This window comes from Paenibacillus sp. FSL k6-2145 (genome assembly GCF_037976585.1).
Lineage (GTDB): Bacteria > Bacillota > Bacilli > Paenibacillales > Paenibacillaceae > Paenibacillus.
Genome location: NZ_CP150267.1, coordinates 4,359,293 through 4,374,281, shown reverse-complemented (window position 1 = coordinate 4,374,281; position 14,989 = coordinate 4,359,293). Strand labels below are relative to the sequence as shown.

General features: G+C 45.8%; 15 protein-coding genes. 11 read left to right on the top strand and 4 right to left on the bottom strand.

Annotated features, from left to right (window positions below; translation table 11 throughout):
* Positions 1-240 precede the first annotated feature (240 nt).
* From NZ043_RS19505 to NZ043_RS19490, 4 genes are all read left to right on the top strand, one after another.
* Positions 241-1,062 (top strand): YitT family protein, encoded by an 822-nt coding sequence (locus tag NZ043_RS19505; RefSeq protein WP_036609659.1) that lies wholly within the window; start codon positions 241-243, stop codon positions 1,060-1,062.
* 174 nt (positions 1,063-1,236) lie between these two features.
* A complete protein-coding gene (locus NZ043_RS19500) occupies positions 1,237-1,425 on the top strand; it encodes a hypothetical protein (protein ID WP_029880762.1) in 189 nt (62 codons plus the stop codon).
* A gap of 163 nt (positions 1,426-1,588) precedes the next feature.
* Positions 1,589-2,770, top strand: coding sequence for a putative glycoside hydrolase (locus NZ043_RS19495; RefSeq protein ID WP_133384236.1), 1,182 nt, complete (start codon positions 1,589-1,591; stop codon positions 2,768-2,770).
* Positions 2,771-2,974: 204 nt separating this feature from the next.
* Complete coding sequence (locus NZ043_RS19490; protein ID WP_091035014.1) at positions 2,975-4,327, top strand: MATE family efflux transporter; 1,353 nt, start codon at positions 2,975-2,977, stop codon at positions 4,325-4,327.
* Between the two features lie 83 nt (positions 4,328-4,410).
* Here NZ043_RS19490 and pfkA read toward each other — a convergent pair whose 3' ends face one another.
* Positions 4,411-5,382 carry a 6-phosphofructokinase gene (gene pfkA, locus NZ043_RS19485; RefSeq protein WP_091032214.1) on the bottom strand — a complete coding sequence of 324 codons (972 nt, stop codon included), beginning with the start codon at positions 5,380-5,382 and terminating at the stop codon, positions 4,411-4,413.
* A 53-nt stretch (positions 5,383-5,435) separates the two neighbouring features.
* Positions 5,436-6,515: a tetraprenyl-beta-curcumene synthase family protein gene (locus tag NZ043_RS19480; RefSeq protein WP_017689390.1), complete on the bottom strand. Its 1,080-nt coding sequence runs from the start codon at positions 6,513-6,515 to the stop codon at positions 5,436-5,438.
* A gap of 179 nt (positions 6,516-6,694) precedes the next feature.
* Between NZ043_RS19480 and NZ043_RS19475 the strand changes: the two genes are divergently transcribed.
* Both NZ043_RS19475 and NZ043_RS19470 read left to right on the top strand, forming a co-directional pair.
* Positions 6,695-8,035 (top strand): hypothetical protein, encoded by a 1,341-nt coding sequence (locus NZ043_RS19475; RefSeq protein WP_017689392.1) that lies wholly within the window; start codon positions 6,695-6,697, stop codon positions 8,033-8,035.
* A gap of 40 nt (positions 8,036-8,075) precedes the next feature.
* Positions 8,076-9,248 (top strand): MFS transporter, encoded by a 1,173-nt coding sequence (locus NZ043_RS19470; RefSeq protein ID WP_074094449.1) that lies wholly within the window; start codon positions 8,076-8,078, stop codon positions 9,246-9,248.
* A 155-nt stretch (positions 9,249-9,403) separates the two neighbouring features.
* Here NZ043_RS19470 and NZ043_RS19465 read toward each other — a convergent pair whose 3' ends face one another.
* Positions 9,404-9,601, bottom strand: a complete 198-nt coding sequence (locus NZ043_RS19465) for a cold shock domain-containing protein (RefSeq protein ID WP_017689394.1) — start codon at positions 9,599-9,601, stop codon at positions 9,404-9,406.
* A 162-nt stretch (positions 9,602-9,763) separates the two neighbouring features.
* Here NZ043_RS19465 and NZ043_RS19460 point away from each other — a divergent pair, with 162 nt between their 5' ends.
* The 5 genes from NZ043_RS19460 (at position 9,764) to NZ043_RS19440 (ending at position 13,857) form a co-directional block, all read left to right on the top strand.
* Entirely contained in the window at positions 9,764-9,997 is a 234-nt protein-coding gene (locus tag NZ043_RS19460) for a hypothetical protein (RefSeq protein ID WP_017689395.1), read from the top strand.
* Between the two features lie 3 nt (positions 9,998-10,000).
* A complete protein-coding gene (locus tag NZ043_RS19455) occupies positions 10,001-10,186 on the top strand; it encodes a hypothetical protein (RefSeq protein ID WP_047842378.1) in 186 nt (61 codons plus the stop codon).
* Positions 10,187-10,399: 213 nt separating this feature from the next.
* The gene (gene pepF, locus NZ043_RS19450; protein ID WP_338593574.1) at positions 10,400-12,190 is read left to right on the top strand and encodes an oligoendopeptidase F; all 1,791 of its coding nucleotides are present in this window, start codon (positions 10,400-10,402) and stop codon (positions 12,188-12,190) included.
* 132 nt (positions 12,191-12,322) lie between these two features.
* Positions 12,323-12,703 carry a lipopolysaccharide assembly protein LapA domain-containing protein gene (locus NZ043_RS19445; RefSeq protein WP_047842377.1) on the top strand — a complete coding sequence of 127 codons (381 nt, stop codon included), beginning with the start codon at positions 12,323-12,325 and terminating at the stop codon, positions 12,701-12,703.
* Between the two features lie 113 nt (positions 12,704-12,816).
* Positions 12,817-13,857, top strand: a complete 1,041-nt coding sequence (locus NZ043_RS19440) for a M42 family metallopeptidase (RefSeq protein ID WP_339309085.1) — start codon at positions 12,817-12,819, stop codon at positions 13,855-13,857.
* A gap of 123 nt (positions 13,858-13,980) precedes the next feature.
* Here NZ043_RS19440 and NZ043_RS19435 read toward each other — a convergent pair whose 3' ends face one another.
* Positions 13,981-14,919 (bottom strand): hypothetical protein, encoded by a 939-nt coding sequence (locus NZ043_RS19435; RefSeq protein ID WP_339309084.1) that lies wholly within the window; start codon positions 14,917-14,919, stop codon positions 13,981-13,983.
* Positions 14,920-14,989: the final 70 nt, after the last annotated feature.

Here is a 14,989-nt window from a genome sequence, read left to right as displayed (position 1 = left end):
AAGTAGCGTTAATATTTATAGGGTATCCCAACGGGACGAATTATTTTCATAACGAATATAATTCCATGAATGGGTCCCCAACATAAGACTAAAACTACATACATGTGTTTGAAACATTTCAAAATTTTATTGCTCCATTTAGGAAAAGTTTCCTACTCAAGAATATCCACAAATTATTATATCACAAAACAATTCAAGATTACCAGCAATCTGGTTTTAAATATAAATGAGGTGATTAAATTGCCCAAAATAATTTGGCACTCTTTAGTGATCATTTTGGGTGCTGCAGCTATTGCCTGCGGCTTTAACTGGTTTTTGGTCCCCCATCAGCTTTTAAGCGGCGGGGTGTCCGGTATTTCAATGCTTCTGGGTTATTTTACAACGTTGAATCTTAGTATAATGTATTTTGTTCTTAACATTCCCCTGCTCATTGCAGGTTGGTTTATTCTTGGACGACGCTTCATTACGTTAAGTATTCTTTCGGTAGCAGCCACCTCCTGGTTCATTGCGCTTCTGCCTGTTTTTGCTGTGGCTACAGACCCTTTACTTAGTTCTGTATTTGGCGGTGTGCTTATTGGAATGGGCACTGGTGTTTCCTTCCGAGTCGGCGGCTCCACAGGAGGACTCGACATTGTTGGGTCCATTTTCACGCGTAAACGAGACTTTCCGATTGGTACAGTGATGGCCGGTATGAACGGTACGATCATTATGCTTGCAGGATACCTGAGTGACAATTGGAATACAGCCTTGGCCTCCATGGTATCCATCTACATCACAGGCAAAGTGCTTGATCTGATCCATATCAGTCACGTCAAAGTAACACTGTACATCATTACAAACGAAACCGAAGCCATGTTAAAAAAATTACTTGTTCGGCCTCGTGGAGTTACCAAAATTAAGACTCAGGGAGCATACACGGATATTGAAAAGGACATGCTCATGACCGTAACTACCCGCTACGAGTTGGTTGAAATTAAACGTATTATCAAGGATACAGATCCAAACGCTTTTGTTAACATTGTGGAAACGGTTGGTGTTATGGGTTCATTTCGCAGAAGTTGAGACACCTGTACGGTTAACAATTCACAACATTGTGGTATAATAACGGTGTACGGCTCCTAAATATGTTGTATAGCAGGTTCAACCCTTCAATTTCACAGGCCATATGCTTTCCCGAATCGCGCCGAATGACTTACCATTTTGGAATTCGAGTAGGAAAGGGTGATTATTGTGGATATGGAAACGGTAAAACTGTTTGAGATTGTCAACAGATGGTGCCCGGAAATGCTCCCTTTCTTGAAACCGAATGAACTCGACTCACTGATTGTCCTCCGGGATGGGCTGGGCATCCTGGAACAGGGAGACGCAATGGAAATCATTCAGTACAGTATTTGTGAGCATCAAAATGAGATTTACATTCAATAATTTTTTTCAGATTGATCACGCCGCTTCTTGCAGGGGATTTCCTCAGCAGGAAGCGGTTTTCATTTTTTCCATGTGTTTCATTACTTGATTAATATGGTTAAAAGCCCAGAGGCTTTAATGTATAATTCATACATGGAATGCACACATAAGGGAGTGGAAATGAATGAACATGTTTTGGGCTTTACTGGCTATGGCCTTTGGAAGCTTTGGTGGTGCCCCCGCAGTGGCAGACCAGGGAAACCCTCAATTCCAATCGTTAACCAACAGTTTTAACACCGCAATTATTCAATCTCAAAAAGATCAGGTTGTTATCGATGCCGATAACCCACCTGCCAAAATTGATCCTCAACCTGATGCACCTGTGGTCAAAGGTATTTATGTAACGGCCTACAGCGCAGGCGGCGCACGTATGAAAGAATTGCTGGAACTGACAGACAGCACAGAACTGAATGCCATGGTCATTGATATCAAAGACGATCTCGGATACATAACTTACCCCACAGAAAACAAAGCGCTTCAGAAAATGGGTAAATCCCAACCTTTTATTCGGGATATCGATGCCTTGATGAAACGATTGCAAAAACATGAGGTCTACCCGATTGCACGTGTCGTTGTATTCAAAGATACGATTCTTGCCAAGAAAAATCCGGAGCTCTCCTTCCGTAACAAGGATGGATCTGTCTGGGCAAATGGCAAAGGCGATAGCTTTGTGAATCCGTACAGCAAGGAAGTATGGGACTATAACATTGAGATTGCCAAGGAAGCTGCCAAGCTTGGATTCAAAGAGATTCAATTTGACTACGTTCGTTTCCCGGAAGGTTTCGAAACTCGAGCCGATGTACTGAAATATACCAAATCCGACAAGTCACGAGTGGATGTTGTGGCTGAATTCGTGCAATATGCACGCAAGGAGTTGGCCCCGCTAGGGGTCCGTGTCTCAGTTGATATTTTCGGTTATGCCGCTTCTGTACCTGCGGCTGAAGGCATTGGACAGGATTTTGTTAAAATATCCGAAAACGTGGACGTGATCTCACCGATGGTATACCCTAGTCACTATTCAACTGGCTGGTATGGGGTCAAGGACCCTGACAAAGATCCTTACACAACCATCAAGGGCTCAATGGAAGATACACACAAGAAACTAGACCCTACCAAAGAACTCAAACCCGTCATTCGTCCGTGGATTCAGGACTTCACAGCAAGCTGGCTGGGCAGTGGGCATTATATCAAGTATGGCAAGAAACAAGTAGAAGACCAGATTAGAGCGATGAAGGACATGGATGTGCATGAATATCTGCTCTGGAATGCGTCCAACCGTTATACATCAGGTGTACAATATAAGTAATCCGCACTCTTTCATACTTTTCATTTCATCCAACCTCGTTCTGCTTGAAGCGGAGCGAGGTTTTTTGGTGTTCATTTTTCTCTGTACACCCCTACTCTGCTTCTGTCCCTATTCAAATTGAACAAAATCCTCTACAATAAGTAGCTGTCCATATATGACACTTGGATGACATCTCTTTAGAATAGCGAGGCACTGCCATTGAACATGAACACAACAAGTTTTTCCCAAAAAGTGAAGCAATTCCTGATTATATTTTTGCCCATCTTCACCACTCAAATCGCCCTCTCTGCCATGTCGTTCTTCGACACCAATATGTCAGGCAAGTTTTCTCCGGCCGACCTTGCAGGAGTTGCAATTGGTACAAGTCTATGGATGCCAGTTCAAACTGGACTAAGCGGGATTCTAATTGGCATAACGCCTGTTGTTTCCCATCTGCTGGGTTCCAAACGTAATGATCAGATCGGGTATAACGTCATCCAGGCGTTGTATCTCGGGATTGCTGTCAGTCTCGTAGTGATCGGAGCCGGGGCGTTGTTACTTGGCCCTATACTGAACGGAATGCCACTTGAACCCCGAGTTGCCCAAGTTGCCTTCTATTTTTTGTGCGCACTTGCTTTTGGCATTATCCCGCTCTTCGGATATACGGTGCTGCGCAGCTTCATGGATGCGCTGGGCCAGACAAGGACTACGATGTTCATTACGTTGGTTTCCCTGCCCGTTAACATCTTTCTAAATTATCTGCTGATATTCGGCCGCTGGGGCTTTCCACAATTGGGTGGTGTTGGTGCTGGTGTTGCTACAGCATGTACATACTGGCTGATCTTTCTTATTAGTCTCTGTTTTGTCCATCGGGTCGAACCTTTCGCTCAGTATGGCATTTTCCGTCAATGGACCCGTGTATCATTGTCCAAATGGAAAGAGTTACTTAAGATTGGAGTGCCCATCGGATTTGCGACTTTTTTCGAAACGTCCATCTTCGCTGCTGTGACTTTAATGATGAGCCGTTTCGATACCACAACAATTGCTGCCCACCAGGCGGCGCTGAATTTCGCTTCTACGCTCTACATGTTGCCTGTGAGCATATGTATGGCTCTTACGATCCTTGTGGGCTATGAGGCAGGTGCGGGACGTCTGAGAGATGCCAAACAATACAGTCTGCTTGGAATTGGTGGAGCCATCGGCCTCTCACTGCTGACAGCGATCGTGTTGATTGTGTTCGGCGAACAGATTGCAGGCGTGTATTCAAACGATCGAGAGGTCATTGCACTTACGCAGCATTTCCTCATCTACGCCATTTTCTTTCAGATCTCTGATGCGATTGCTACACCGACCCAAGGAGCATTGCGTGGCTACAAAGACGTTAATCCGGCACTAATCATCACGTTCGTAGCGTATTGGATCATTGGCTTGCCTGTAGGTTATCTAACTGCTACGTATACTTCACTCGGTGCCTTCGGATACTGGATCGGCCTCATTGCCGGCCTTGCTGTAGGAGCAACAGCGCTTCTCTGGAGACTCTTCCTGGTACAAAAACAAGCCGTACTCCGCAAGGCGTAGTATTAATATACTCACTCTGTGAAACAACAAAAAGAGCACAATCCACGTTAATGCGGGATTGTGCTCTTTGTTTTTGAATCGAATTATTGGGACAAACGTTGTGCGAGCTGGTACGTTTCCATATCGAAATCTTTTTTTGTGTTAACCACTTTATCAATATCTGTCAGGGTAAGTTCACCCTTAATAATGCCACAACCTTTGTCTGTCTCGCCTGCGATCAGACTACGAACAGCGAAGTCGCCAAGACGACTTGCCAGGTTACGGTCGAAAGGTGTTGGCGTACCCCCACGCTGAATGTGACCCAGAACGGTTACACGTGGCTCATACGTTGGGCAACGTTCCATCAGTTCTTTTGCTACATCCTCACCTTTGCCTACGCCTTCTGCAACGATGATAATACTGTGACGTTTGCCATGTGCAAAGTTAGCTTTCATCCGATCTGCTACTTCGTCCATGTCAAATGGAACTTCTGGGACAAGAATCGTTTCAGCACCGGAAGCAAGTCCGGCATGCAGAGCGATATCTCCACAGTGCCGACCCATAACTTCAACGATGGAAGAACGTTCGTGTGAAGACATTGTATCACGTAATTTGTTTACTGCATCAACTACTATGCTTACAGCTGTATCAAATCCGATGGTATAGTCGGTGAAAGAAACATCGTTATCAATCGTTCCTGGCAGACCCATGGTGTTAATGCCCAGCTTGCTCAGTTTATTCGCTCCGTTGTAGGAACCATCCCCACCGATAACAACCAGACCATCAATGCCACGCGCACGCAGAATGTCCGCACCTTTTTGCTGACCTTCAGCGGTATAGAACTCCTTGCAACGTGCCGATTGAAGAACCGTTCCCCCACGTTGGATGATATCCCCTACACTCCGCAAATCCATTGGGAAAATGTCATTATTCAAAAGACCCTGGTATCCACGTTGAACTCCAAATACTTCGAGACCGTGAAACAGTCCGCTGCGAACAACCGCACGAACAGCCGCGTTCATCCCCTGTGAATCACCACCGCTCGTTAATACTGCGATTTTCTTTACTGCTGTCATGATGTTTCTTCCTCCTCTAGTTTCACTTCAGGCTCCGCAATATCACACCTGACTTACATATTTTTCCGTATCCAGCGACTGAAAATGAAGAAAAATATTCTTGTGATCGGACTATTTTTCAGCAGACGTTTGGATACAACGCGAACTTCCTGTTGTTCGCTGACTTTGGGATCAGACAGGTAAATGGCAATCAGTCCTTCGATGATCATCCGGTGAAAGGAGCTTCCCGGAATCTTCTGCACATCGCTGCGTGCCATCTCCACAATAAAAGCAATTCGGTCCAGCATTGTCTCTACATTCTCATAATAGTTGCAGAAGTTGAGATCTCCCCCGATGCGGTCCTCATCCTGATCAATTAAATAATCGAGCATAATGTGCAATGCGCATACATGTGGGAAATAGGCCGTGTGGATCGAGGCCGCTTGCTCTTCAGTCAACTGATCGTCACTCGCAGCCAGAAACAGCATGAAAACGCCCAGTGTAGAGCCAGTTGCAGCAGCAAATTCGTTCCAGCGAAACTGAGGTGTGCGATGCCGATGCTCCGACCACCATTCGAGCAGTGCCGTTTCCCTCAGTTCCGGCTTGATATGCTTATATACCTGCAGGTCCGTGTATAGGCCTGCCAGATCCTGAATTTGGGGCTTGGCGGACGTATAGCCCGGTAACTGACGGGTCAGTTCCTGACATGTGGTCACCAGATTCCGTAGATATCCACCGTCATCCTGCTCCTCACGGAGGGCATAATAATTGACGGGAATTGCTTCGGGATCTACCGCATCAAGCATGGATTGATGGAGAAGACGAAAGTCATCCGGGTCCATCGACGTGCTGCGGTCGCACAGATTGTCCAAATAATCACTAATAGTTTGATATGAAACGATCAGCGGAATCAGAATGTGTCTGTTGGGCAAATCAGCTAATGCGTAGACGGTTCCGCCTTCACAGTGAAACTGTTTATCCTTCAGACTGGCAAGTGCCTGTGTACGCAATTCCTCATTCGGAATCGCCTCAGCTTGAGCACGCCATCCATTCAGTGCCTTCCGTGTTTCCGGAATGGTGTATTTGTACACCCCTCTCATCAATGCCAGCGGTCCACGCGGATATTGATGACGTTTTCGATTTGATTGGCTCAAAATAAATGTGCCTCCACTTGGTTGAATACGTATTAGAGCGATTTTTAACCATTCCTATTATAATATGATCCCCTTAATTGTACAAATGATCTGCCGCATATTCCGCATAAAAAATCGCATCGGCGTTCAATGCTTTGTGATATACTAGGCATATTTCATCCATCAAAGGAGTCGTTGACATGTCGTCAAGTGAATCACTTTCGTGGAGACGGTTATTTTCTTTTTTTGTGCCACTTGGCATTTCCGCCTCTCTCGTCACCATTTCTCACGTCATCATAAACAGCACATTAGCACGTTCCGCTCATCCCGAGACGGTTATTGCCAGCTATGCCATCGCCGGTAGCTTGTTAACCCTCACGGAACGCCCCTCCACCCTGCTGCGGCAAACCTGTTCCGCACTGGTTCGCGATCGCCTATCCTTTCAGGCCCTCACGTTTGTGACCAAAATATTCCTTGCTTGTGTGCTTCTCATTGGGTTTCTCATCGTATACTCTCCCGTTGGTACCGGGGTGTTCAAATACTTGTTTGGTGTAAGTCCGGATCTGCTGAACAAGGTCATCGACGTATATGAAATTCTCATGTATGTGAGTATCTTTTCAGTGATCCGCAACATCTATCAGGGGATCATCATTACGAATAACCGCACCAAGTGGTTAACCATCGGTATGGTATTCCGTTTAGCCGGCATGTACGGCCTATCCCTCTATTTCATATACACAGACAGCATTGACAGTGGACGTGTAGGCGCTATCATTTTTGCTGCTGGCATGATGATTGAGGCGCTCGTCAGCTTTCTGGAGGGAAACAGCATCAAACGCAAGATGCCAGCCAAGCTTGAGGATCATCCCGTCGAGAGCAAGGGAGACGTATTTCGCTTTTATAAGCCGCTGCTGTTATCCAGCTTTGTAGCACTGTTCATAGGACCGGTTATTAACATCGTACTTGGCAAAACGACCGGGATCGCACTAGCCATTTCTTCCTTTGCCATAGCAAGCAGTCTGATGCAGTTAATGCTAAGCTTCTTTACATACATCCATCAGATCGTGCTGAATTTCTACCTTGTGGACGCCAAACTGGTACGGAAATTCGCACTTGTGACCGGATTTATTCCGTTTGCGATGATGGTGTCGATTGCCTATACCCCCTTGGGACCTTGGGTACTCGAAAATGTCATGAGCGTTCAGGGTGAACTGTTGGAACAAAGTCTGTGGACACTGCGTGCGTTTGTCTTATTTCCGCTGATCTTCCCTTTTCTGGATTTCAGCAATGGTCTCATTCTGCTTCGCGGCCAGACAAAAACGATGTTTCGTTCGCAAACGGCGAATGCAATCTGCACGGTAATTGTGCTGCTTATACTGGTTAGTATTTTCCCTGCGTGGAACGGTATGATTGGCGCTGTAGCCCAATCCCTTGGCCTGCTCGCCGAACTTGTTATTGTCTGGCTTGTCATCCGGCGCACGAAGCAGGAACCTACGATGTCTGTGCCGAAAGCCCGTAAATCAACATCCCTGAAAGGGTAATAAAATCATTGAATTGTTATCAGGATTGGAGTCTCTCATCATGAAATTAAGTCACAACGCCCGCCCGGACCAGAACTGGTTGCGGGCTCTCATGTTCACCATCTTTGGTTCCACCGTTCTGGTGGTATCCTACTTCCAGCTTTACTTCAGTCATCTGGGCTTCAGTCGGGCTGAGATTGGATATCTTTACGGAATTGGCCCCCTTATCTCCGTGTTCTCCAATATGTTCTGGAGCATGGCCAGCGACCGCTACCAAACAGTACGCAAAGTGATGATCATTCTGCTTGGTGGCCAATTGATCACAGGTATCATGCTTGCCAACGCAACAACTTTTGGTCAGGTATTTGTACTCGTAACCCTGTTTTACTTTTTCTATTATCCGGTCTATCCACTCTCCGATACGATGGCTATTACAACCGCCAGCAAGTACGGCCGAAATTTCACTTCCATTCGAGTCTTCGGATCGATCGGTTATGCCTTCTTTGCATTAAGTATCGGGTATTTCCTTGGATCTTTTGGTCCAGCATGGACGATTTGGGTCTGTGTTGGTCTTGCTGCCACTACACTATTGATCAGTTTTCAATTGAAGGATCAACCTTCGGGAAGCAGTAGCAAAATGGATCTATCGGGGTTATGGGCTATTTTGAAACGCAGAGATGTGCTCACCTTTTTTGGCTGTGTGTTTTTGCTTGCCATGGGACATCGCATGAACGAAGCATTTCTTACCATCACGCTAAAAGATCTGGGTGCCAGCGAGGGGCTGATCGGCTGGTCTTTGCTGATCTCTTCCGTAAGTGAAATCCCCATATTTCTACTGCTCAGCAAGTATGGAAACCGTTATAAAGAGCTGCCGCTAATTGCTTTTGCTGCACTGATGTATACGGTTCGTTTGCTTCTCATGTCCATATCCGATACACCTGCAGCTGTCGTTGCGATTCAGACGATGCACAGTGTTACCTTTGGTATTTTCTACGTTACGGCGGTCCGCTATATCATTCGCCTAGTTCCAGACGGTTACAGAGCTACGGGTATGGCTTTGTTCACCATTGTCTGGTCCAGTGCTTCGGGACTTCTTAGTGGAACGTTGGGCGGGCTGCTGCTGGAACATGCAGGCAGACAAACCTTCTATCTCACCGCTATGGCTTTCTCCCTGGCTGCACTGATCGGTTTCGGATTGAAGTTATGGTCCAGCATGACCAATCGTGTCTCCTGAACACACAGGGAACATACATCGTATTCAACCGTTATTTACACTGAGAAATCTTAGAATCAAAAAAAGCACAGCCTCCCTTGGGGGACTGTGCTTAGGTTCTTAATATTCAGCTATAAATTTATCATATATAAGAAGTCCGTTGACCGGAAAAATTCTTACAGTTTGTTTACGTTAGCTGCTTGAGGACCACGGTTTCCATCAGTGATTTCGAATTCTACCGCTTGACCTTCTTCCAATGTTTTGAAGCCATCTCCTTGGATTGCGGAGAAATGTACGAATACGTCCTCGCCGCCTTCAACTGAAATAAAGCCATAGCCTTTTTCTGCGTTAAACCATTTAACTGTACCTTTCAAATGAAAAACCTCCTAAAAATATCGCCATCTATGGCGAATACCCTTATTATACTGTATGGGCTTCCATTTTGCAATTTATCTTTCCATAAATGTCGAAAAAATTTGCTTTGAATCGTAGGGTACGGTATCATTTTACCAAAACCGTTAGTTTGGAGACTACCTATGATAAAAAAACATGAAATATACAAAACAGACAAGTGGAATATGATGACCGTAGAAGTTCAAGGCAAATATCTCGTACTGCGAGAAATTTCGGAAGAGTGGGGCGAAGAATGCCATACGTTCCTTAGCCGTCCTGCATTAATGCACTGGGCTGAACGCCGTTTTCCAAAAGCAGATTTTGAGAACCGTGAGGATGAATGGCGTCAATTGATGGCTGCCTTCAAAGGGGTCTAACCCATGCAGCTTGACTCAAGCAATGTCGTCATTTTTATTATCCTTGCCTTCTCTCTTGGTATTGTGCTTATTTTGGGACGCAATTCCATCCCGGATCGATTGAGACGGGGAATGGCGCTTATTGCTACCCTGCTCATTTGTTTCGCCTTTTTCCTGATCGTTTATTTTCTGTATAACATGGGAACCTAATCACGGGGACCCAGATGCTCAAATATTTCATCGTGCCTAAGGTCATACTATACGAGATTATTCGTATTGTAAGGAGGAAGGCCGTTGAAATACCAGAAATCGCTATCTGTTATCCTGGTACTTAGTCTGATTCCTTCGTCTCTCTCCGCACAGGCAAGCGAGACGAAGGTAGCTTCGTCCATACATTCATCAGATCATCAAAGGAGGATTTCCATGAGTCAATTATTGAAACGTTCCGAGGTGCCGGCTGAGCATAGCTGGAAACTGGAAGATTTATTTGCCGATCAGAAAGCCTGGGATCAGGAATATGAAGAAGTATCGTCTTTGACCAAGAAGGCCTCCGAATTCCAAGGCAAACTGAATCAACCTGATGTACTCAAATCTTGCTTCGAATTCGAAGATGAGATCAGCCTCAAAATAGAACGCCTCTTTGTGTACGCACGTATGCATCAAGATGAAGACACAGCGAATCCTACATATCAAAACCTGTCCCAAAAAGCCCAGAAATTAGGCGTACGGGTTGGTGAAGCACTTTCTTTTGTCACACCGGAGATTCTTTCCCTGCCGGATGATCAGTTGGACGCATTTATTGCGAACGAAAAACTCTCTGCTTACACGTTTACATTGGAAGAGATGAAACGCGAAAAAGCCCACGTTCTTAGCCAAGCTGAAGAGGCTTTGCTTGCACAGGTAGGCAACCTTTCACAAGCACCACAGACAATCTTCAGCATGCTGAATAACGCTGACCTCAAGTTTCCAAGGATCAAGGATGAACATGGTAACGAAGTCGAGCTGACACACGGCAGCTACATTCAGTTCCTGGAGAATCCTAATCGTGAAGTTCGCGAACGTGCCTTCAAAGCGGTATACGAAACCTATGCCAAACAGAAGAACACAATTGCGGCTGCCCTGAATGCAAATGTAACCAAAAATATGTTCTATGCTAATGTTCGGAAGTACCCTTCCGTGATGGAAATGTCTCTATATGGAGATAACATCCCAACGGATGTGTATACCAATCTGGTAGACACCATTCATGAGAGCCTTCCGTTATTGCATCGTTATATGGACTTACGCAAAAAGTTGCTGGGTGTGGATCAATTGCACATGTACGATCTGTTCGCTCCACTCGTAGACGAATACAAAATGGATATTACCTATGAGGAAGCGAAACAAACGGTCAAAGATGGTCTGAAACCACTCGGCAAGGACTATGCTGACGCATTGCAGACTGGATATGATAACCGCTGGATCGATATATATGAGAATGAAAATAAACGTTCAGGCGCATATGCCTGGGGCGCTTACGGTACTCACCCGTATGTCTTGTTAAATCACAAAGATAACCTGAACAGCATGTTCACACTCGCACATGAAATGGGTCACGCTCTGCATTCACATTACTCGGATACAGCACTTCCGTATCGTGATGCACAGTACACCATCTTCCTGGCTGAGGTTGCATCCACAACCAACGAAGCGTTGCTGATGGATTATCTGCTTAACAAATCAACAGATCCAAAGGAAAAATTGTATCTGTTGACCTATTATGCCGACCAATTCCGTACAACGGTATTCCGTCAGACCATGTTTGCTGAATTCGAGAAAATCATTCATGAACGTGCGGAACAAGGTGACGCATTAACACCACAATTGTTATCCGAGATCTATTATGATCTGAACGTTAAATATCACGGAGAAGGCATGGCTGTCGACAAAGAAATTGAAATGGAATGGGCTCGTATTCCCCACTTCTATAACAGCTTCTACGTTTACAAATATGCTACAGGCTTCTCCGCAGCGACAAGCTTTTCCAAGCAAATTCTGGAAGAAGGCCAACCGGCTGTTGACCGTTATCTTGGCTTCCTGAAGAGCGGTGGCAGTGATTACTCCATCAACATTCTGAAAAAAGCAGGTGTGGATATGTCTACACCACAGCCAATTCGTGAAGCTATGAGTGTTTTCAAGGAACTGATTGAACAGATGGAGCAACTAACCAAATAAGGTTGTCTATCCATGTGACCTGCATCCCTTGCCCGTTTGGGCAGGGGATTTTATCATCATTGCTAGATGCAACATACCCGAATATGGGTAATGCATATCTAGTTCTCAATTGTTCAACAAGGAGGCAACACCATGAAAATGCAATGGGCACTCATAGCAGGTCTTGTTTTTGCACTGCTCACGGGAATCTTTGCGGTTATTAATGTGGATTCCGTACAAGTCAACCTGTTATTTAACACGGTACAAATCCCGCTGATCTTGCTGATTCTCGGCTGTACCCTGATCGGTGGAATTATTGTAGGGTCATATGGCATCTATCGCCAATACAGACTGCAACGCGAGAACAAACAATTGAAATTGCGTGTATCTGAATTGGAAAGTTCCGCGACAAGCAAATCTACGTTGGATTCTTTTAAATCGATGGATTCGCTTGACTCCAATGAATCCGACAGCCTATTGGAGAATGATTCGATCCAGAGTCAGCGCAAAGGAAACCCTACGGGAACACTGTAACCAATCAGAGACAGCCTGCTGGCGAGTCAGGAATGGTAGTATCACATTCTCTCCCCCAGACAGGCTGTATTTTGTTTCACACCATACCCATGATCCGAGGAGGAAATTACACAATGAGTTTTAAAATTGATGAATCATACGTCCTGTCTTTTCTGAAAAAATTGCTGGATACACCAAGCCCAAGTGGTTACACCCATCATATTATCGAGATGATCCGCAAGGAAGCAAAATCACTGGGCATCGCCTGTGAGCTGAATAATAAGGGCGGTGCAGTGCTTACATTGCCAGGGCAGGATTCGTCCAAGACAATTGCTTTGAGCGCCCACGTGGATACGCTAGGGGCCATGGTGCGCTCCATTACATCTTACGGCACATTGAAGCTTACCTCTGTTGGTGGATTTTCCATGCAAAGTATCGAAAACGAATATTGTACCATCCATACTCGGGATGGAAAAACATACACAGGCACGATCCTCTCCCTTCACCCGTCTGTACACGTCTATCCAGATGCACGCACCTTTGAACGGACCGAGAGCCATATGGAAGTTCGAATCGATGAAGTCGTCTCTTCCAAGGAGGATGTGTTGAAACTCGGAATCTCTGTGGGCGATTTTATCTCCTTCGATGCTCGCGCCGTCATCACTCCGAGTGGTTATATCAAATCACGTCATCTGGACGACAAAGCCAGCGTGGCTGCGCTATTCGGCATCCTTGAGTCTGCACATCGCGAGGGCTGGAAACCATTACATAACGTCTCTCTGCTCATCTCGAACTATGAAGAAGTCGGACATGGCGCATCGTATATCCCTGCGGAAATCAGTGAAATGATCGCTGTAGACATGGGTGCGATGGGTGACGATCTCAGTTGTAAAGAAACCGACGTTTCCATATGTGCCAAAGATTCTTCTGGCCCGTATGACTATGATATGACTAGCCGTCTCATTGAGCTGGCCAAACAAGATGGCATGGATTACGTCGTCGACATTTATCCTCACTATGGCTCAGATGGCAGTGCAGCATTACGCGGAGGAAACAATATCCGAGCAGCACTGATCGGTCCAGGGGTTCACGCATCTCATTCCATGGAGCGTACGCATAAGGATGCTGTCCTGAATACGGCACGATTGCTCGCTGCCTACATTACAACCAAGTAAAAAAGCATCATTTTTCTACGAAATCATCATGGTGACATCCATAAGTCTTGTCTAATCAAAAAGGACACTTCCAAGCACAGCAAATCGGTGCGCTATCGGAAGTGTCCTTTTTTGTCATATTTCTTAATCTGCCTGTTCCACATATGCATGGTATTTACGATCCAATATCTCTAACTCTGCCTTATGGTCACGCATTTCGTTTCTTAACACATGCATGGTCTTCCGAACCGCGCTCAGTCCATCCTTCACCTGACGTTCGGCTTTGCGAATTTTGTCCTGAACCATCCAGTCCACAAAGAGGTTATCAAAGAAATAGTCTGCGAATGAAAGCAGACCTCCAAGATGCAGATCGGCATGTACGGCCATCTCTACATCCTCCAATTCCTTCTGAAAACGTCGTAGACGCTTACCTGCATCCATAATAGCGACCTGAGCGTCATCCATTCGTCCCCGCTTGATATGTGTGGAGATGACCCCACCGCCCATCATGTCATACACACCCCAATTACCTGCCGAAGACAAAGCCTTCTCCGCACGTTCAAGGGCATAGAGCAGATATTCCCCCTCCCGAAAAGCTTCATCCAGTTCCTGAAGCTCACTCGCCAGATGTTCCCGATTCTCAGCCATGTGTTGCAATTCCCCATCCTGGTCCAGCAGACGACCTTCCTTCTTCCCCCACAGAGCGTTGTAGTCGCTCTGCCAGTACTGATACTGCCGCCCGCCCTCCAACTCCTGCTCCACATGAATTCGTTGCTCCTGTACGTCTTGTAACATGCGACAAGCGGTGTCGTATGCAGCCTTGCTCTCCAAGAGCTCCAGCTCTTCCTTCTCCAGCCGTTCTGTCTTCTTGCCAATCAGTTGATAAAAAAATGCTGACAATGTCATACTGTTCAGTCGATCAACATCCTTCTGTTCCTTCTGGAGATGCTCCAGACGACGCTTTACCTTTGCTTCCCATTCACTTTCCTCCGTTTGAAGCTTCTCCAGACGCTTGGTCCATTTCTCGTAAATTCTCCCCTTTTCCTTGAGCACTGCCAACTGTTGATTAATTTCCTTATACATAAGTGTGGTGTTCTCTCCCTTCTATGGAATTCTTTACTTATACAACGTAATGAACATACAGAACGTTTCA

Bases quoted from the DNA above. Each gene is read 5' to 3' on its own strand.
- NZ043_RS19490 (WP_091035014.1), top strand. From the start codon at position 2,975: ATGAACACAACAAGTTTTTCCCAAAAAGTGAAGCAATTCCTGATTATA.
- NZ043_RS19495 (WP_133384236.1), top strand. From the start codon at position 1,589: ATGAACATGTTTTGGGCTTTACTGGCTATGGCCTTTGGAAGCTTTGGT.
- pepF (WP_338593574.1), top strand. From the start codon at position 10,400: ATGAGTCAATTATTGAAACGTTCCGAGGTGCCGGCTGAGCATAGCTGG.
- pfkA (WP_091032214.1), bottom strand. From the start codon at position 5,382: ATGACAGCAGTAAAGAAAATCGCAGTATTAACGAGCGGTGGTGATTCA.
- NZ043_RS19445 (WP_047842377.1), top strand. From the start codon at position 12,323: ATGAAAATGCAATGGGCACTCATAGCAGGTCTTGTTTTTGCACTGCTC.
- NZ043_RS19440 (WP_339309085.1), top strand. From the start codon at position 12,817: ATGAGTTTTAAAATTGATGAATCATACGTCCTGTCTTTTCTGAAAAAA.
- NZ043_RS19455 (WP_047842378.1), top strand. From the start codon at position 10,001: ATGCAGCTTGACTCAAGCAATGTCGTCATTTTTATTATCCTTGCCTTC.
- NZ043_RS19475 (WP_017689392.1), top strand. From the start codon at position 6,695: ATGTCGTCAAGTGAATCACTTTCGTGGAGACGGTTATTTTCTTTTTTT.
- NZ043_RS19435 (WP_339309084.1), bottom strand. From the start codon at position 14,919: ATGTATAAGGAAATTAATCAACAGTTGGCAGTGCTCAAGGAAAAGGGG.
- NZ043_RS19500 (WP_029880762.1), top strand. From the start codon at position 1,237: ATGGAAACGGTAAAACTGTTTGAGATTGTCAACAGATGGTGCCCGGAA.
- NZ043_RS19470 (WP_074094449.1), top strand. From the start codon at position 8,076: ATGAAATTAAGTCACAACGCCCGCCCGGACCAGAACTGGTTGCGGGCT.
- NZ043_RS19460 (WP_017689395.1), top strand. From the start codon at position 9,764: ATGATAAAAAAACATGAAATATACAAAACAGACAAGTGGAATATGATG.